The organism is Pseudomonas paraeruginosa PA7 (assembly GCF_000017205.1).
Classification (GTDB): Bacteria; Pseudomonadota; Gammaproteobacteria; order Pseudomonadales; family Pseudomonadaceae; genus Pseudomonas; species Pseudomonas paraeruginosa.
Window position 1 is genome coordinate 5,704,130 of the sequence record NC_009656.1, and the last position, 18,049, is coordinate 5,722,178.

Here is an 18,049-nt window from a genome sequence, read left to right on the forward strand (position 1 = left end):
CCCGCGGTTAGCGCTGCGCAAGGTTCCTGACAGGATTTCGCAGGGTTTGCCGCATTGCCCGCGCAAGCCGCTCCGGACAAGGCCGGCGGGTCTGTTACCGGATATGAAAGGCGCTTGCCGCACGCGACCGCGCGCATCGCTATACTGCCCGGCCGATCCGGAGGACCCCATGAGCCTGTTGCGCGACGCCTGGCGGCACGCCCCCACCCACCACAAGGTCTGGGCGCTGGCCGGGCCGATGATCCTGTCGAACGTTTCCGTCCCCCTGGTGCACCTGGTGGACAGCACGGTGGTCGGCCACCTGCCGCACGCCTACCAGCTCGGCGCGGTAGCCGTGGGCGGCAGCCTGTATACCCTGATGGTCGGCGTGCTCGGCTTCCTGCGCATGGGTACCACCGGTTTCGCCGCCCAGGCCGCCGGCCGCGACGACGGCGGGGCGCTGCGCCTGATCCTCGCCCAGGGCCTGGGCATGGCGCTGCTCCTGGCCCTGCTGCTCGGCGCGCTGGCGCTGCCGCTGAGCGGCTGGGCGCTGCAACTGATGCAGCCTTCCGCCGAGCTGACCGGCGAGGCCCGGGCCTTCTTCCATACCCGCCTGCTCGGCCTGCCGGCGGCGCTGGCCAGCTACGCGCTGGTCGGCTGGTTCCTCGGCACGCAGAACGCGCGGGCGCCGCTGGCGATCCTGCTGGGCACCAACCTGACCAACATCGTGCTGGTGCTCTGGTTCGTCCATGGCCTCGACTGGGGCGTGCAGGGCGCGGCGCGCGCCTCGGTACTGGCGGAATGGAGCGGCGCCCTGCTCGGCCTGGCCCTGGCCCGCCGCGACCTGGCCCGCCGTCCCGGACAGGCGCAGTGGCAACGGCTGCGCCACTGGTTGTCCTGGCTGCCGCTGCTGATGGTCAATCGCGATATCTTCATCCGCAGCCTGGCCCTGCAACTGGTGTTCTTCCTCCTCACCGTGCAGGGCGCCCGGCTCGGCGATGCCACGGTGGCGGCCAACGCCCTGCTGCTCAATGGCCTGCTGCTCACCTCCTACGCCCTCGACGGACTCGCCCATGCGGTGGAGGCACTGTGCGGCCACGCCATCGGCGCGCGCGACCGCGCCGCCCTGCGCCGCGCGCTGGTGGTGGCCGGCGGCTGGTCGCTGCTGGCGAGCCTGGCCTTCGCCGCCCTGTTCGCCCTGTTCGGCCACCTGTTCGTCGACCTGCAGAGCGACATCGCCGGGGTCCGCCAGGTCGCCTACGCCTACCTGCCGTACCTGGCCTGCCTGCCGCTGCTGGGGATGTGGAGCTACCTGCTCGACGGCCTGTTCATCGGCGCCACCCGCGCCCACGAGATGCGCAACGCGATGCTCGTCGCGGTGGCCGCCAGCCTGCCGCTCGGCTGGCTGCTACAAGGGCTGGGCAACCACGGCCTGTGGCTGGCGTTTCTCACCTTCATGCTGCTGCGCGGGCTGGTCCTGGCCGCCTACGGCTGGCGCCTGACCCGCCGCGACGGCTGGTTCGCCGCCCAGCGCGCCGGCAGCGGACTGTAGGCGAGCATCAGCGGGATACCGGCGGCGTGGGCGGCATGCACCATTTCGTTGGCCAGGCGTCCGCCGGGAAACACCAGTACCAGGTCCGGAGCGAAGTCGCCCAGGACCGCCTCGGCGTGACCGCGCAAGACTTCCTCGCCGCCACTGCGCTCCGGATAGTCGTAGGCGCGCGCCTGCGCTCCGCGCTCGCGGCACCAGTGCGCGGCGGCGTCCAGCAGCCCGCTGCCGGCATGCAGCAGATGACCGAGCAGCGCCACCGGCTGCAGCTCGTGGCAGCGCTCGAGCGCCAGGCGCAGGCGCCCGGCCTCCTTGAAGTGACGTCCCGCGCAGATCAGGAGGCGCATGCCGAACCCTCCTCCGGCCGGATCCCGCCGAACGCTTCGGTCATCGGGTCGATGCCGCTGCGTTCGAGCAGCGGGTAGGCCAGCGCGGTGATGTGATGATGGATGCGCCGGTAGTCGCGGAGCATGCGCTGGAACACATCGCCGGACTCAACCCAGGCGCCACGGTCGTCACGCAGGCGGCGAAAGCGCTCGCGGCTGGCATCGGCCTCCAGCCGTTGCAGCAGTTTCTTGCGCGCTACCAGGCGCAGCGCGGCTTCCAGGTCTTCGCGAAGGAACGCGCTGATCGCCAGGTGCAGGCTCTCGTCGAGCGCCGCCCGCAGCGGCAGCAACTGGCCCAGCTCGAACTCGCCGGCGGCCCGGCTGCGCCCGGCCCAGCGCATCGCCAGGGGCATCAGGCTGTTGGCGACGAGGTCGCCGATGTGCTCGATGTTGATCGCGAACAGGAGGATTTCCTGGGCGCGATCGGCGTCGCCTTCGCTCAGGCCGTCCTGGCCGATGTCCGCCAGGTAGGCGCGGATCGCCGCGCTCAACTGGTCGAGGGCCTGGTCCTGGCGCCGCACCTCCGCCGCCACCTTCGCCTCCGGCCGTTGCAGCAGGCCGCTGGCGGCGCGCAGCATCAGGCTGGCCATGTCGGCCAGGCGCAAGACCTCGCGGGTAGCGTTGGCCAGGCCGATGTTGGCGACCGCCAGGCCGGCCTCGTCGAGGTAGTGCGGCATTCCTGGATCGGCTGGCTGCGCCTCCTCCGGCAGCAGGCGCGCCAGCAGCGCCGCCAGCGGCCCGGTGAAGCCGATCGCGAGCAAGGCCAGGGCCAGGTTGAAGGCGCTGTGGAACCAGACCACCGCGCCGCCGCCGAGGCCGGCGGCCAGGTGCCCCAGTGGACCCAGCCAGGGCAGCGCCAACAGGCAACCGAGCAGGCGCACCAGCAGGTTGCCCAGCGGCAGGCGCCGCGCCACCCGGCTGCCGGCGACGCCCAGCGCCGGCAGCGCGCCGCCGAGGTTGGCGCCAAGCACCAGGGCCAGGGCGATGGGTGGCGAGACCAGCCCGGCATGGGCCAGGGAGGCCACCAGCAGCACCACCGCGACGCTGGAATGACAGGCCCAGGTCAGCAGCGCGGCGAGCAGCAGGGCGATCAGCGGATCGCCTTCCAGGCCACGGACCACCGCGGCGAAAGCCGGCGACGCTTCGATCTGCTGCAAGGACTGGCCGAGCAGCGCCAGGGCCAGGAGCATCAGGCCGAGGCCGATCAGGCACTGGCCGAGGCTTTCCAGGCGCGGGCCATCGCCCAGGCGGAACAGCAGCAGGCCGAGCAGCAGGACCAGCGGCGCCAGCAGCGAGGTGTCGAAACTCAGCAGTTGCACCACCAGGGTGGTGCCGACGTTGGCGCCGAGCATCACCGCCAGCGCCGGCGCCAGGCCCAGCGTACCGCTGGCGGTGAAGGATGCGGCCATCAGGCTGGTGGCGGTGCTGCTCTGCAGCAGGCCGGTGATGCCGAGCCCGGCGAACAGGGCCAGCCAGCGGTTGCCCAGGTGGCGGCCGAGCCAGTTGCGCAGGGCGGTGCCGAAGCCGCGCAGCACGCCACTGGAGACCATGTGCGTACCCCACAGCAGCAGAGCCACGGCGCCGGCCAGGTTGATCAGGAGGATGGTTCCCTGCATGGCGGAACTCCGGTTCGGAATGGATCGTGGATGGAACGGGCTCATTCGCCCAGCGCCAGCCTGAGCGAGGCGCGATTGAGCGCGCTCGAGCAGTCCAGCAGGCACTTCACCTCGAGCTGGCTCAGCCGGCCGCTGGCGTAGGCGCGCACGCTGATCACCATCAGCAGGTGCGCGGCCTTCGCCAGGAACCGCACCGCCAGGCCGCATAGGACGCGACGCGGCATCCCCAGGGTTTTGCGCACAGCGTTCATGGCAGGCACCTCGGTGGCAGCGAGCGCCCCGGACGGAGCGCTCCCCGGGTTCAGAAACGCAAGGTCGCCCCCGACACCAGCCAGCGTTCGCGCTCGCCGCGCAGGTGAGCGCCGAGCAGCAGGTCGAGGTCCAGCCGCTGGCCCAGGTGCCAGCGCGGCCCGGCCTGCCAGCCGCTGTCGCCGGCCGACTCGCCGAAGCGCTCGGCGATCAGGGTCAACGGTTCGCCGAGCGCGTACTCCAGGCCGACGCCCCAGTTCCAGCGGTGCTGGCGGGCGCCCTCGGCGTAGGCATGGCCGAGGCCGGCCGAGGCATTCAGGCGCAGGGCGGTGGTCGGCTGGTAGCTCAACGGCAGGCTGAAGCCGGCGCCCTCGAAGGCGTGCCGGCGATCCAGGTAGACATCCGCCGTCAGTGCCAGGGCCAGCGCCAGGCCGAGTTCCTCGCGGGCCAGCAGCGGCGTCTTCAGTTCGGGACTCAGGCGACGCTGCCGCTGGCCGGCGTCGCCCTCGCCCACCAGCGCCGCGCCGAGTTGCAGCGACGGCAGGGCGGAGAAGGTGCAGGCCGGCGCCAGCACCGACTGGTAGCGGTTGGCGTGGCGGCGCTCACGCTGGTGCCAGGTGTCCAGGTTGCATTCGCCGACGGGATTGATCTCGCCATCGTCGACCCGGTAGGCGCCGCCCGCGGCGCGGGCTTCGGACAACAGGGCCAGCAGCAGGACCGCGGCGAGCGCGCCGGCGAGGAAGCCCAGGCGCCAGCGCAGGGCCCGCCGCAGCGGAGCCGGCAGCGGTTCGAACAGGGGCGCCCGTGGGCGCCGTGGGTGCAAGGTCATGAGGCGACTCTCCATACGTGGGTCAGGGGATGGCCGAGAGGCCGGGCGAAGCCCGGCCGATCGCTTAGAACCACTGGCCGAAGCGGCGGATGTAGAGCGTCTTCATGGTCTGCGCGGTGACGCAGTAGCAGAGCAGCGTACCCACCAGCCAGGGGAAGTATTCCCACGGCAGCGGTTGCAGGCCGACCATCGCGCCCAGCGGCGAGAACGGCACGTAGATGCCCAGCGCCATCACCAGGCCGGTCATCAGCATCACCGGCAGCGCCGCGGTGCTCTGGATGAAGGGGATCTTCTGGGTGCGCAGCATGTGCACCACCAGGGTCTGCGAGAGCAGGCCCTCGATGAACCAGCCGGACTGGAACAGCGACTGCATTTCCGGACTGTTGGCGGCGAACACGAACCACATCAGCGCGTAGGTGGTGATGTCGAAGATCGACGAGGTCGGACCGATCCAGACCATGAAGCGGCCGATGTTCTTCGCGTCCCACTTGCGCGGCCTGGCGAGGAATTCCTTGTCCATCTTGTCCCACGGCAGCGACAGCTGGGAGATGTCGTACATCAGGTTCTGCAGCAGCAGGTGGATCGCCAGCATCGGCAGGAAGGGAATGAAGGCGCTGGCGACCAGTACCGAGAACACGTTGCCGAAGTTGGAACTGGCGGTCATGTTCAGGTACTTCATGATGTTGCCGAAGGTCTCGCGGCCCTTGATGACGCCTTCCTCCAGTACCATCAGGCTCTTTTCCAGGAGGATGATGTCGGCCGATTCCTTGGCGATGTCGGTGCCGCTGTCCACCGAGATGCCGACGTCGGCGTCGCGCAGCGCCGGGGCATCGTTGATGCCGTCGCCGAGGAAGCCGACGGTGTGGCCGTTGGCCTGCAGCGCCTTGAGCACCCGCGACTTCTGCAGCGGCGTCAGCTTGGCGAACACCGTGCGCTCCTCGGCCAGGCGTTGCAGGCTGGCGTCGTCCAGCAGGTCGATATCGCGGCCGAGCAGCGGCTCACCTACTTCCAGGCCGACCTCGCGGCAGATCTTCGCGCTGACCACCGGGTTGTCGCCGGTCAGCACCTTCACCGCCACGCCGTTCTCGCGCAGCGCGGCGATGGCCGGGCCGGCGGTCTCCTTCGGCGGATCGAGGAAGGTCAGCAGGCCGGCGATCACCAGCTCGCGCTCGTCGCCGGCGCCGTACTGGGCCTGGGATTGCGTGCGCGACAGGCTGCGGGTACCCAGCAGCAGCACGCGGAAGCCGTCGCGGTTGTATTCCTCGGCCAGCGCCAGCAAGGCGCGGCGGCGTTCGTCGTCGAGCGGCAGGTCGACGCCATCCTGGTGCACCCGGGTGGCGATCTCGAGCATCTCCTCGACCGCCCCCTTGCACACCAGCAGGTGCTCGCCGCCGTTGCCCTCGAGGATCACCGAGAGACGCCGGCGGACGAAGTCGAACGGCAGCTCGTCGACCTTGCGCCAGGCGTCCTGCGGGGTGAAGCGCGGATTCTGCTCGACGAAGTTCACCACCGCGCGGTCCATCAGGTTCTTCATCCCGGACTGGTGGAAGCTGTTCAGCCAGGCCAGTTGCAGGACCCGGTCGCAGCGCCGGCCGGCGACGTCGACATGGTGCTCGAGGATGATCCGGTCCTGGGTCAGGGTGCCGGTCTTGTCGGTGCAGAGCACGTCCATCGCGCCGAAGTTCTGGATCGCGTTGAGGCGCTTGACCACCACCTTGCGCCGCGACATCGCCACCGCGCCCTTGGCCAGGTTGGCGCTGACGATCATCGGCAGCATCTCCGGAGTCAGGCCCACGGCCACCGCCAGGGCGAACATGAACGCCTCGGCCCAGTCGCCCTTGGTGAAACCGTTGATCAGCAGCACGATCGGCACCATCACCAGCATGAAGCGGATCAGCAGCCAGCTGACGCTGTTCACCCCGCGGTCGAAGGCGGTCTGCGCCCGCGAACCGACGATGGAGCGGGCCAGCGAGCCGAAGTAGGTGCGCGCGCCGGTGGCGACCACCACCGCGGTGGCCGTGCCGCTGACCACGTTGGTGCCCATGAAGCAGATGTTCGGTAGCTCGAGCAGGTCCTGCTGGTCGGCGGCCATGCGGTTGGCGGACTTCTCGCGGACCGCGCCGAGGGTGTCGTACTTCTCCACCGGCAACGCCTCGCCGGTGAGCACGGCCTGGCTGATGAACAGGTCGCGCGACTCGATCAGGCGAATATCGGCGGGGATCATGTCGCCGGCGGACAGGCGCACGATGTCGCCGACCACCAGCTCGCCCATGGGGATTTCCCGCAGCTCGCCACGCATGCCGCGCTCGTCGCGGCGCAGCACGGTGGCGGTGGTCCGCACCATGGCCTTGAGCGCCTCGGCGGCCTTGCCCGAACGGTACTCCTGCCAGAAGCGCATCAGGCCGCTGACCAGGACCATGCAGAGGACGATGATGACGCCGGTGAGATCGGTTTCCTCACCGTCCTGCAGCGGCAGCCAGAAGTCGGTGAAGAAGCTGATCGCGGAGAGCGTCATCAGCACGTAGATGAAGGGGTTGTTGAACGCTTGCAGCAGTTGCACCAGCACGTGCGGCGGGCGGTCATGGGCCACTTCGTTGGGGCCGTCGGCATGCAGCCGGGCGGCGGCCTCGGCCTGGTCGAGGCCGTCCTGGCGGCCGCGGACGTTGGAGAGGGTGGTTTCCAGGCTGTTCTGCGCCTCGCGGGCGGCGCGCATGGACAGTCGGTCGTTGCGGCGCTCGGTATCGAGCTGGGTATTGCGTTGGGTCGCTACGCTCATGACTCGGGTCTCCTGTCGCGAGCAGCGCGACGGCGACACGAGTCGGTTGCCGGTCAGGTGACGGGCAACGGCGTGCCGGGTCGCGATGTTCGCGATCGGTGGAAATAAGGTTCGGCTGGTCCGGATGAGGCCCACTGCGCGCGGCCGCTCAGGCGGCACGCAGCAGGCCGACTTGGTGGTTCGTCCATGGCAGGCTCCTTGTGCGAAAGGTTCGGAGGATGGGGAAAGCGTCAGCCGCGTAGCGGGCGGCGGGCGCTCCCGGGGGTCTCGTCGACCTGCGTCTCCAGGCGGCGGCATTCCAGGCGACCGCCGGCCGGGCTGACACGCCAGGCGAGGGTCGCGGGAAGACCATGGGCTGGAGGAACGGCGCCGGGGGACTGGGCGGCGCGCACGCGCATCCTCGCCACGAAGGCGGATACGCCGGGGGAAACCGAATTATCGAAGTTCATGACTCACCTGTGCCCGACGAGCCGGACACGGGTGAGAAGCAGTGGGTCAGCCCAGGATGCCGCTCAACCGACCGACCCGTTGCGGGTTCCGTCGTACATTGGTTTGGGTCCTCGCACCAGCCGGCGTTTGCATGGCCGGGCGACGACTACTGGGAATACTGTCCATGGCTCTCTTCGTAGGGGGAAAGAAAGTGCCCGGTTCTGCGGGCGGGGCTTTTATAGACCTCTCGTCAGGCGAGGTCAACCGAAAAAGCCGTTTCGTTCAGGCTTCTGTTGAACATCGGAAAATTCCTGCAAGAGACCGGCTGAAATCGCCGGCCCAGCCCTTCCTCAGGCAGCGATCAGCCCGGCCAGTCGCCGCGCCAACGCCGGTACGTCGCGCAGCGGATCGAGGCGCAGGCGGAAACGGGTCTGCAGGATGTCCAGCAGTTCGTCGACGTCGCTTACCTGGCGCTGCAGCGTCTCGCCATCGCCGGCGCGCTGGCCGAACAGCCCGTCGGCCAGGGTCAGGCGCAGGTCGCCCTCGCTTATGGCGGCCTTCAGGCCCTGGCGGAACACACTATGCGGATGGGTCGAGGTGTACCAGTTGCGCGGGATGTAATCGAGCCACAGCTGCGCGCGCAGGTCGAAGCGGTACAGCGGCAGCCAGCCGTGGCGGCCACGTACGGCGCTTTCGTAAAGGCCGGCGTGCGGATCGAGCAGGCGCACGCAGTGGGCCTGGCCGGGATCGCCCTGGTCGCCCGGCAATGGCAGCGCCCGCGGCGGGTTGGCCGAGCCGAAGCCGACGTCGACCAGGAATTCGCCCTCGGCCAGGTAGACACGCAGCATCAGGTGCGATTGCTGGGTCAGCGGCGCGTCCTCCGGCAGGCCCCAGCGCACCCGCGCCACCAGCAGCTCGAGACGATAGTCGAGGGCCAGCAACAGGCGCGCGAACAGCGAGTTGAGTTCGAAGCAGTAGCCGCCGCGGCTGCCCTCGACGACCTTGGCGAAGACCCGGTCGGCATCGATCTCGATCGGCCGCTCGAGCAGCACGTCGAGGTTCTCGAAGGCGACCCGGCGCAGGTGCGCATCGATCAGCCGGTCGAGGTTCGCCAGGCTCGGCGGACCGGGATCGTCGACAGCGAGGTGGTTCAGGTAGGCGCGGGTCTGGTCGGACGTCAGCGGGGTCATGGCGGGCTCCGGGAAAGTGGCCAGGTCGATTCTAGACGCATTCCCGGGCGACGCCGGAAGCATCGCCGGGCGCGACGCCACGGGTTCTGCTTGACTGTGCCCATCCCACCCGAGGAACGCCGCCATGGCCCAGGCAATCGCCGCCTACCTGCACTATCTGTCGATCTTCCTGCTGTTCGCCCTGCTGGTCCTGCAGCATCGCCTGCTGCGCCTGCCGCTGGATCTGGAGCGCGCCCGCAGCCTGGCCGCCATCGACCGCGGCTACGGCCTCTGCGCGCTGGCGGTGCTGGCCAGCGGCCTGGCGCGGGTGCTGTGGTACGGCAAGGGCGTCGACTATTACCTGCACAACGGCGTGTTCCACGCCAAGGTCGGGCTGTTCGTCCTCGCCGCCCTGGTCTCGCTGCTGCCGACCGTGACCTTCCTCGGCTGGCGCGGCGCCTTGAAGGCCGGCGAAGTGCCGGTCGTGGCACCGGCCCAGGGCCGCCGGGTGGTACTGGCGGTACGCCTGCAACTGCTGTTGCTGCTGGTCATCCCGCTGCTGGCCTCGCTGATGGCGCGCGGCATCGGCCTGCGTGGCTGAGGCTTCAGCGCTGCATGGCCCGTTCGCGCACGTCCAGCGCCGCCTGGCGCAACGCCTCGGAGCGGGTCGGGTACGGACGGCAGGTCAGCGCCAGGCCCGGTTGGCCGGCCCGGCTGGCGGCGTTGTAGCCGCCGGGCCCGGCACCGATCACGATCACGATCACGTCATAGCGTTGCATCATCCTGCTCCTCGGCTCTGCCGCCGCGCGCCCTCCCCGAAGCGCCGCCACAGCGGTGTGCGGGAGGCCGGGAGAGACCACGACGGCGATTGTATTTCGCTCGTCATGCAAAGCTTATATGATGACCGTAATTTTTCTGCACGCCCTTCCCAGAGACGACAGGAGCGACACCATGGACCAGCCCAACCGCGAAGACCGCCTGCATGCCTGGCTCGCCATCGAGCGCGACACCCGTGCCCGCCTGGGCGCCAGCGGCACCCTGAGCCTGCGGCAGGTCGCCGCGCTCACCCCGCGCGAATTCTTCGACCGCATCGGCAACGGCGAACTGCCCTGCCCACCCTATGGCGAACTGATCGACTTCGTGCCCATCGAGTGGGCCGATGGCTACTTCCTCTTCCAGGGCACCCCGGACCGCCGCCACTACAACCCGCTGGGCAGCGTGCACGGTGGCTACGCCGCATCGCTGCTGGATTCCTGCATGGGCTGCGCGGTGCATACCCGGCTCCAGGCCGGACAGGGCTATACCACCACCGATCTGCGCGTCAGCTACCTGCGCGCGCTGACCGACAAGGTCGGCCCGGTGCGCGCCGAGGGCCGGGTAGTGCACGTGGGACGCTCGACGGCGGTGGCCGAGGGTCGCCTCTACGACGTCGACGACCGCCTCTACGCCGTCGGCTCGACCACCTGCCTGATCCTGCAGATGCCCGCCTGAACGCCTGCGTGGCCAGGGATGGCCCCGGGCGGTAAGATGACGGGCAGCATCCCAAGGTAGCGAAAGCCATGCGTTATCCCGAAGACCACAAGCAGAAGACCCGCCAGCGCATCGTCGAGGAAGCCGCCCGCCTGTTCCGCCAGGACGGCGTCGGCGCCACCGGCCTGCAACCGCTGATGAAGGCCCTGGGCCTGACCCATGGCGGCTTCTACGCGCACTTCAAGTCCAAGGACGACCTGGTGGAAACCGCCCTGCAGCACGCCGCCGCCCAGCTCAAGGAGGCGACCGCCCCGCTGGCCGACAGCGAGCGGCCGCTGGCGGCGCTGATCGGGCTGTACCTGTCGCCGCGCCATCGCGACGACCCCGGTGCCGGCTGTCCCTTGCCGACCCTGTCGGCGGAACTCGGCCAGCGCGGTACGCCGAGCCCGACCAGCGATGCGATAGTCCGCGATCGGCTGGAACTGATCGAGTCCGCCCTGCCGGGAGAAGACGCCGGCGAGCGCAGCGTGCTGCTGCTCGCGGCGCTGGTAGGTGCGCTGCAGCTGTCGCGCAGCGTACAGGACGAGGCGCTGTCGCAACGCATCCTCGCGGCGACCCGCAGGAAGCTGCTGGAACAGGTGGAAAGCGGCAACGGCGGATAGCGCCGCCGGTATCATTCGCCCTCTCGATGCAAGCGGCAGCAACCGGGCTTGCCCACGCCCGGCCGTTCTCCCCTCTCGTCAAAGTGCGACAGGCCGCTGCGGCACCTGCCACTCAGCCCAGGTAGCGCTCCGCCGGCCGCCGCCGCGACAGGTTCGGCCCGAGCTTCGCCCGCGCGCTCATCAGCGCCTGCCAGTCCGCCGCGTCCGGCAGCGACGGGATGGTCACCGCTTCGCCCCGGTCGAAGCCGACCAGCGCCGCGTCCACCAGGTCCCCGACCTCCATCACCATCTCCGCGGGAATGCCGGCGGTTCCGCTCCCGCTGCGCTCCCAGATCTCCGTGCGGGTGACGCCGGGCAACACCGCCTGGACGTACACCCCGCTACCGGCTAGCTCATGCTGCAGGGACTGGCTCAGGCCCAGCACGTAGGCCTTGGTGGCGCTGTAGACGGCGTTGAACAGCTCCGGCGCCAGCGCCACCACCGAGCCGAGGTTGACGATCGCGCCGCCGCCACGGCGGGCGAAACCGTCCGCGGCGCCAGCCGCCAGGCGGGTCAGGGCGACCACGTTGAGGGCGATCATCCGTTCCACCCGGGCCATGTCGGCATCCGCCAGCGAACCGTTCATCGCCACCCCGGCGTTATTCACCAGCAGGCGGATCGAGGCATCCTCACGCAGGCGTCGCTCCACGCGCAGCACCTCGTCGCGTTCGGTGAGGTCCGCCCGCAGGATCTCCACCCTGACCCCATGCGTCGCGCGCAGGCGCTCGGCGAGATCTTCCAGGCGCAGCTGGTCGCGCGCCACCAGCAGCAGGTCGTGGCCGCGACGCGCCAGGCGTTCGGCATAGGTCGCGCCGATCCCGGAGGAGGCGCCGGTGATCAGGGCGACGCCCTGGCCGATCTTCTCGTTCATCAAGTTAGTCTCCGTTGGGGCGATATGCCGCGACAGGCTGGCGCGGAAGTATGACAAATATAATATTATGATCGACATATTTTTCGTCAAGCGTTCCCGTCTCGGTCAGGCCCGGGGAACCTTCATACAGCCGTCACGGAAAATGCCAATAAAAGGTCGGGACACTCCGGCCCCCACTTGCCCTAAGATGGTTTCGCTCATCGCGGGAGGATCATGCGTCATGTATCACGGTGAAAGACTCAACGCCTGGACCCACCTGGTCGGTGCGGTCGCCGCCTGCTCCGGCGCCGTCTGGCTGACGGTCCTGGCAAGCCTCAACGGCAGTCCGTGGAAGATCGTCGGCGTCAGCGTCTACGGCGTCACCCTGACCCTGCTCTACAGCATTTCCACCGCCTACCACAGCGTGCGCGGGCGGGCGAAGGTGGTGATGCGCAAGCTCGACCACCTGTCGATCTACCTGCTGATCGCCGGCACCTATACCCCGTTCTGCCTGGTCACCCTGCGCGGCCCCTGGGGCTGGACCCTGTTCGGCATCGTCTGGGGCCTGGCGCTGCTCGGCATGCTCCAGGAGATCAAGCCGCGCTCCGAGGCGCGGGTATTGTCGGTGGTGATCTACGCGGTGATGGGCTGGATCGTGCTGATCGCGGTGAAACCGCTGCTCGCCGCCCTCGGCAGCGCCGGCTTCACCTGGCTGGCGGCCGGCGGCGTGCTCTACACCGTGGGCATCGTCTTCTACGCCTACGATCACCGCTTCCGCCACTGGCACGGTATCTGGCACCTGTTCGTGATCGCCGGCAGCCTGCTGCATTTCGTGGCGATCTGGCGCTACGTGCTCTAGATCGCGCCCAACACGTTCCCGTGCGCGGCAGGCGCCCCCGGCAATCAGCCCTTCTTCACCCGCGACAGGGCGATACAGGCCACCACGATCAGCACGCCGCCGGCGATGGTCAGCCCGTCCGGCACTTCACTCCAGAACAGCCAGCCCCAGCCGGCGTTGAAGACGATGCCGATGTAGCGAGTCACCGCGACGATAGTTGCGCTTTCATGGCTGAAAGCGCGGGTGAGGAACACCTGGCCGAGCAGCGAGACCACCCCGATGGCCAGCAGCAGTCCCCACTCGCGCAACGTCGCCGGCACCACGAAGTCGTTCCACATCAGCGGGATCGCCACCAGGGTCGCCACTGCCAGGAAGTAGAAGACGATTTCGTAGGTATGGTGGCGGGCGCTCAGTTGCCGGATCGCCACCGAGGCGCCGGCGGCGAACACCGCGCTGAGCAAGCCGATCGCCGCGTACACCGAATAGCTGGAATAGCTGAACGGCTTGACGATCATCAATGCGCCGAGCACCACTACCAGCAGCAGTCCATAGACTGCCGGCGGAATCCGCTCGCCGAGGAACAGCGCGGAGAACAGGATGACGAAGAACGGCGACATATGCGCCAGGATGCTCGCATCCGCCAGCGGGATGTGGGCGATGGCGTAGAAATAGCAGACCAGGTAGAGCGCCCCCATCACCCCGCGCACCAGCAGCATTGGCACACCCTGGCGCGACAGGCTCACGCCGGCCTGGCGCATCAGCAGGTAGATCAGCAGTGTGCCGATGGCACTGCGGAAGAACACGATCTCGGCGGCCGGCAGGGTGGCGCTGGCTTCCTTGACCAACGCGTTCATCACGCTGAAGGTGAAGGAGGCCAGCACCGCCAGCAACACCCCACTCTTCAGCAGGTCGAGCACCATTGGCGGTAGATGGCGTCCGCCGCCGGACGGCTGTCGATCGGATACAGGCTTGGATGGCACTGGCTCGCTCCTTGGCAATCGATGAATCGGGACACGGCGTTCTCGTAGCTCGCCAGCAGGCTGCGCGCCTGCGGCATGGCCAGGTCGAAGTGGGCGGCCAGCGCGACGATCAGCGCCAGCTTGCGGTAGTCCTCCAGCGGCACCCGCGGGAGCCGCCAGAGTCCCGCTTCGTCGCGGTAGACGCGGCGGAACGGCACGGCGGAAAAGTCGAAGTGGCGACCCTGCTCGTCGGCCGGCGAAAAAGGATCGACCAGCAATGCCGCGTAGCGCACGAACAGCAGGTATTCCTGGCGCTGCGCGTCGGACTCGACGAAGCCATCGATGGCCGCGCGCGGCAGCATCGTCTCGTGCACCGGGTAGTTGTCGTCGTTGAGGAACCGCAGCAGGTTCAGCGGCTCGGCGCCCATCCGCCGCAACAGTTCGCTCAGTTCGCACCAAAGGCGCCGCATGGCGCCGATGGCCGCCGGGGTGATCGGGCCTTCCGGATAGAGCTTGTACATGAAGCCCGGCGGTCCCTGCCGGGAGAACACCCGTTCGAGGGCGAACTCGCCGAGGAACAACGGGCTGTGTACATAGGTGGTGATGTTGCGGCCCTCCGCCGCTTCCGGGGACGCCAGGGGCACCACCTCCACCCCGCTACCGCCCAGGACCCGCCGCCAGGTCTCCCGGGCCGGGCAGCGCTGCCGGCTGGAGCCCAGGTAGACCCTGCGCTTGAGCGCCTTGGTCAGGGCCCGCAGCGGCTGTGTCTCGTCGATCACCTTGGTCGCCGCGTAATAGCTGGACAGGCTCAGCACGGTCGCCTGGCACCCCGCCGGCAGGGCGCTGCGCACCAACAGGTTGGCGCCGATGAAGGCCGACATCAGCACCAGCGCGCGGACCCGCCCGAGTCGCTCCCAAGGCAGTTGCCGGACCACCTCCAGGTAGCTGTCGGCCGGCACGCAGAACACCAGGGTCTGCCATTCGTCCTGCAGTTCGTCGGGCCGCTGGTAGAAGGCGTCCAGCGCCACGTTGCCGGACAGCCCGCGGAGTTGCCCCTGCCCTTCCAGTTGCAGGCAGGCGCCGCGCGCCAGGGCCGCGGCGATCCGCTGGCTGCGCTGGCCGGGATGGTTCAGCGCGGCCAGGCGGCCGACGCCATGCCGGCGCAGGTCCAGCGCGACCTGGATCGCCACCGCGCCCAGACCGACCAACAGGACATTACCCAGGCTCCCATCATCGGCGTTCATCGACCGGACTTCTCCAGGATCAGGGTGTCGTACAGCGGCTGGCTGACCCGCTCCGCGCAAACCCGCCAGCCCTCGAGCTCGGCCGGTTCCACCGGGTAGTTGAACAGACCCTTGATGCCGCTGCCGTGACGCAACAGTACCTTGGCGTCGGCGCGCATGACCTGGCGGATCTGCGCCAGTACCGCGCTTTTCTGCTGCACCAGCGAAGCGATCAGGAAATGCGTGGCATCGCGGGAAAACGCCAGTTCCGCCGGCGGCAGCGAGGAAAACTGCATGCGGGCCTCCAGCCCCTGGCAGCGCGCGATCTCGCGGGCACACCCCAGGGCCTCCTCGTCGATGTCCAGGCAGCACAAATGCGCGCCGACCTCGCGCGCCAGCACCAGGGCCGACGTCGGCAGGGCCCCCGAGCCGACGAACAGGACCCGTGCATCGGCATCTATCCCGGCGCTGTCGAGTTCGCCGCGGATGGATTCCAGCAGGCCGCCCAGGTAGCGGCCCATCTCGCCGGGTTCATGCAGCGCGCCCTGGCAAAGGTGCTTCTCCAGTTCGCACAGGGCCTGCACCGCCGCGTCGCGCAGGCGCAGGCCGAGCGCCTGCAATGCAGGATCGTCCGAATCGGCCTGCCACTGCGCCCGGCTGCAATCCTCCCCGATCAGTCCGCTGAGGCGGTCGAGCTTGCGCCTGAGGATCTCGTAGCAGCCACAGCATTCGCGGGCATAGCCGGTGAGCAGGCGGATCTCGCACTCCAGTTCGCGGAGGGTTTCCAGCAACGGTGGGCGTCCTTGCATGGCGAGGCTTCCTGGCAGCGGAAAAGGGTCAGTAGTTCAGGGTCAGGCTCATGGACAGGTTGCGCGGCTCGCCGGGGGCGACCCAGACGTTGTTGTAGGAACGTTCGTAGTAGCGGCGATCGAAGATGTTGTTGAAGTTCACCCCGAGGGTGGCATTGCTCGCCAGCGGATAGTGCGCGAGCAGGTCGACGGTGGTGTAGGCCGGCAGTTCGAAGCCGCCGTTGCTGTCCCCGGCGCGCTCGCCGACGTAGTTGACCGCCGCGCCGGCGTCGGCACCGCGCAGCCAGCCGTCGGGGAATTCGTAGACGCCCATCAGGCTGCCGCTGTGCTTCGGCACGTTGAGCAGGCGGCTGCCGCGGGCGAGGTTCTCGTCCTTGGTCACCTCGGCGTCGATGTAGGCGTAGGCGCCGATCAGCCGCACCTGGTCGGTGAGCTGGCCGCTGAACTGCAGATCGAAACCCTGGCTGCGCGCCTCGCCGGCGGTCTGCTGGTAGCCGGGGTTGTCCGGATCGGCGGTGAGCACGTTCTTCTTTTTCAGGTGGAACGCGGCAAGGGTCATGCCCAGCCGGCCGTCGAGCAGGTCGAGCTTCACTCCCGCCTCGTAGCCGCGGCCCTCCTCCGGGTCGAAGGCCTTGCCGGCCACATCGGTGCCGCCGTTGGGCTTGAACGACTTCGAGGCGTTGGCGAACAGGCCGATTTCCGCGGTCGCCTGGTACAGCACGCCGATGCGCGGGGTGGTGGCACGCTGGGTCTGCTGCGAGCTGGTGTCGCGGAAGTTGCCGTTGTTGAGGCGGGTAGCGTTCATGTCCTGGCGGTAGCGGTCGAAGCGCACGCCGAGCAGGCCGCGCCACTTCTCGCTGAACTCGATCTGGTCCTGCAGGTTGAGGGCCATCGCGTCGACCTCCTCGTGGTTGCGGTCGTCGCGGCCGAACGGCGGCTTCGGCTGGCCGTAGACCGGCCGGCGGATGTCGATGGCATAGGGGTTGCGCGAGGGGATGCTGCGCAGGATCAGCTCGTCGTTGTGGTAGCGCTCGTACTCCAGGCCCATCAGCAACTGGTGGCGGATCGAGCCGGTATGGAGGTCGCCGAGCAGGTCGAGCTGGGTGATGCTGTCGTGCCACTCGAAGTCGCGGTAGCGGTACTCGCGGCGCAGGGTATAGCCGTCGGCGGCGAGGCTGGAGTTCTCCGAGGCGTAGCCGTCCAGGTGGCCATGCTTGTAGTGGCTGGCCAGGCGCAGGCTCCATTGCTCGTTGAAGTGGTGGCGCAGGGTGGCCTGGAGGGTTTCGTTGTCGTTGTCGATCTTGCCATCGTCCGGTTCGCCGAAGAAGCGCGAGCGCGGCAGGCTGCCCAGGTGGTTGTGCGGCGCCACCGTGCCACGGTCGAAGACCTGGCGATTGCGCACCACCTCGGCCTCCACCAGCAGCGAGGTATCCGGATTCAACTGCCAGCTGAACGACGGCGCCACCAGCACGCGCTGACCTTCGGCATGGTCGCGGAAGCCCTTGCTGTCCTCCACCGCCAGGTTCATCCGGTAGAGCAGGTCGCCCTCGTCGTCCAGCGGCGTGTTCAGGTCCAGGGTCGAGCGATAGCGGTCCCAGCTGCCGGCGCTGGCATGGAAACGGGCGAAGCGCTCGGCCTGTGGCTTCTTGGTCACCAGGTTCACCGTGCCGCCGGGGTCGCCGCGTCCGTAGAGGCTGGAGGCCGGTCCCTTGAGGATTTCGACGCGCTCGATGGTGGCGCTGTCCGGCGCGTTCATGTAGCCACGGTTGGCACTGAAACCGTCGCGGTAGAACTCCGAGGTGGTGAAGCCACGGACGTTGTACTCGAACATCGTCAGGCCGCCGAAGTTGTTCTGCCGCGACACCCCGCCCGCGAAGTCCAGCGCCCGTTCGATGCGGCTGCTGTCGAGGTCGTCGAGCACCTGGCGCGGCACTACACTGATGGCCTGCGGGATGTCCTCGATACGGGTGTCGGTACGCGTGGCGCTGGCCGAGCGATTGGCCCGGTAGCCCTGCACCGGGCCCTCCGCGCGCTCTGCCTCGGCGGTGACCGTGAGGACTTCCAGCTCCGCGGGGCTTTCGGTTTCCGCCCAGAGCGCCGGACTGCTGCAACCGAGGCCGACACCGAGGACAAGCGACACACTGACTCTCATGGGAAATCGCACCAGAAAAGAAATGATATACTATAACGCTATCAGCTAGATTATCCTGTCGCAAT

At 68.7% G+C, this 18,049-nt stretch carries 17 protein-coding genes and 1 pseudogene; 5 read left to right on the forward strand and 13 right to left on the reverse strand.

Features of this window, described 5'->3' with window-relative positions:
- Positions 1-169: 169 nt before the first annotated feature.
- Entirely contained in the window at positions 170-1,531 is a 1,362-nt protein-coding gene (locus tag PSPA7_RS26450) for an MATE family efflux transporter (protein WP_012077541.1), read from the forward strand.
- On the opposite strand, the gene PSPA7_RS26455 is transcribed toward PSPA7_RS26450, so the two are convergent.
- The 7 genes from PSPA7_RS26455 to PSPA7_RS26485 form a co-directional block, all read right to left on the reverse strand.
- Complete coding sequence (locus PSPA7_RS26455; RefSeq protein ID WP_049792054.1) at positions 1,465-1,875, reverse strand: Mur ligase family protein; 411 nt, start codon at positions 1,873-1,875, stop codon at positions 1,465-1,467. The two genes, PSPA7_RS26450 and PSPA7_RS26455, sit on opposite strands and share 67 nt — an antisense overlap.
- Positions 1,863-3,530 (reverse strand): Na/Pi cotransporter family protein, encoded by a 1,668-nt coding sequence (locus PSPA7_RS26460; protein ID WP_012077542.1) that lies wholly within the window; start codon positions 3,528-3,530, stop codon positions 1,863-1,865. Before PSPA7_RS26460 ends, PSPA7_RS26455 begins: the two co-directional genes overlap by 13 nt.
- A 41-nt stretch (positions 3,531-3,571) precedes the next feature.
- Positions 3,572-3,781: a hypothetical protein gene (locus PSPA7_RS26465; protein WP_012077543.1), complete on the reverse strand. Its 210-nt coding sequence runs from the start codon at positions 3,779-3,781 to the stop codon at positions 3,572-3,574.
- A 50-nt stretch (positions 3,782-3,831) separates the two neighbouring features.
- Positions 3,832-4,608, reverse strand: coding sequence for a PA4824 family protein (locus tag PSPA7_RS26470; protein ID WP_012077544.1), 777 nt, complete (start codon positions 4,606-4,608; stop codon positions 3,832-3,834).
- A gap of 64 nt (positions 4,609-4,672) precedes the next feature.
- Positions 4,673-7,384, reverse strand: coding sequence for a magnesium-translocating P-type ATPase (gene mgtA, locus PSPA7_RS26475; RefSeq protein WP_003151512.1), 2,712 nt, complete (start codon positions 7,382-7,384; stop codon positions 4,673-4,675).
- 230 nt (positions 7,385-7,614) lie between these two features.
- Complete coding sequence (locus PSPA7_RS26480; RefSeq protein ID WP_012077545.1) at positions 7,615-7,833, reverse strand: hypothetical protein; 219 nt, start codon at positions 7,831-7,833, stop codon at positions 7,615-7,617.
- Positions 7,834-8,163: 330 nt separating this feature from the next.
- The gene (locus PSPA7_RS26485; RefSeq protein ID WP_003151515.1) at positions 8,164-9,003 is read right to left on the reverse strand and encodes an arylamine N-acetyltransferase family protein; all 840 of its coding nucleotides are present in this window, start codon (positions 9,001-9,003) and stop codon (positions 8,164-8,166) included.
- A gap of 124 nt (positions 9,004-9,127) precedes the next feature.
- Between PSPA7_RS26485 and PSPA7_RS26490 the strand changes: the two genes are divergently transcribed.
- Positions 9,128-9,583: a DUF2214 family protein gene (locus PSPA7_RS26490; RefSeq protein ID WP_012077546.1), complete on the forward strand. Its 456-nt coding sequence runs from the start codon at positions 9,128-9,130 to the stop codon at positions 9,581-9,583.
- 4 nt (positions 9,584-9,587) lie between these two features.
- On the opposite strand, the pseudogene PSPA7_RS33085 reads toward PSPA7_RS26490, so the two are convergent.
- Positions 9,588-9,692, reverse strand: a pseudogene (locus tag PSPA7_RS33085) (hypothetical protein); the annotation flags it as partial.
- Between the two features lie 241 nt (positions 9,693-9,933).
- On the opposite strand from PSPA7_RS33085, the gene PSPA7_RS26500 reads away from it, so the two are divergent.
- Both PSPA7_RS26500 and PSPA7_RS26505 read left to right on the forward strand, forming a co-directional pair.
- The gene (locus PSPA7_RS26500) at positions 9,934-10,473 is read left to right on the forward strand and encodes a PaaI family thioesterase (protein ID WP_012077548.1); all 540 of its coding nucleotides are present in this window, start codon (positions 9,934-9,936) and stop codon (positions 10,471-10,473) included.
- A 68-nt stretch (positions 10,474-10,541) separates the two neighbouring features.
- A complete protein-coding gene (locus PSPA7_RS26505; protein WP_012077549.1) occupies positions 10,542-11,114 on the forward strand; it encodes a TetR/AcrR family transcriptional regulator in 573 nt (190 codons plus the stop codon).
- 112 nt (positions 11,115-11,226) lie between these two features.
- Here the strand turns inward: PSPA7_RS26505 and PSPA7_RS26510 are convergent, their stop codons facing one another.
- Positions 11,227-12,024 (reverse strand): SDR family NAD(P)-dependent oxidoreductase, encoded by a 798-nt coding sequence (locus tag PSPA7_RS26510; protein ID WP_012077550.1) that lies wholly within the window; start codon positions 12,022-12,024, stop codon positions 11,227-11,229.
- 220 nt (positions 12,025-12,244) lie between these two features.
- Between PSPA7_RS26510 and trhA the strand changes: the two genes are divergently transcribed.
- Positions 12,245-12,862 (forward strand): PAQR family membrane homeostasis protein TrhA, encoded by a 618-nt coding sequence (gene trhA, locus PSPA7_RS26515; RefSeq protein WP_003151528.1) that lies wholly within the window; start codon positions 12,245-12,247, stop codon positions 12,860-12,862.
- 44 nt (positions 12,863-12,906) lie between these two features.
- Here trhA and cntI read toward each other — a convergent pair whose 3' ends face one another.
- From cntI to cntO, 4 genes are read right to left on the reverse strand one after another with little or no spacing between them, the layout of a single operon-like run.
- Positions 12,907-13,761 (reverse strand): pseudopaline transport inner membrane protein CntI, encoded by an 855-nt coding sequence (gene cntI / locus PSPA7_RS26520; RefSeq protein WP_012077551.1) that lies wholly within the window; start codon positions 13,759-13,761, stop codon positions 12,907-12,909.
- Positions 13,743-15,044: an opine metallophore biosynthesis dehydrogenase gene (locus tag PSPA7_RS26525; protein ID WP_012077552.1), complete on the reverse strand. Its 1,302-nt coding sequence runs from the start codon at positions 15,042-15,044 to the stop codon at positions 13,743-13,745. Before PSPA7_RS26525 ends, cntI begins: the two co-directional genes overlap by 19 nt.
- The gene (cntL, locus tag PSPA7_RS26530) at positions 15,041-15,832 is read right to left on the reverse strand and encodes a pseudopaline biosynthesis protein CntL (protein WP_012077553.1); all 792 of its coding nucleotides are present in this window, start codon (positions 15,830-15,832) and stop codon (positions 15,041-15,043) included. The genes PSPA7_RS26525 and cntL overlap by 4 nt, the downstream gene beginning before the upstream one ends.
- A 28-nt stretch (positions 15,833-15,860) precedes the next feature.
- Positions 15,861-17,984, reverse strand: coding sequence for a pseudopaline transport outer membrane protein CntO (cntO, locus tag PSPA7_RS26535; RefSeq protein WP_041025423.1), 2,124 nt, complete (start codon positions 17,982-17,984; stop codon positions 15,861-15,863).
- Between the last annotated feature and the right edge of the window lie 65 nt (positions 17,985-18,049).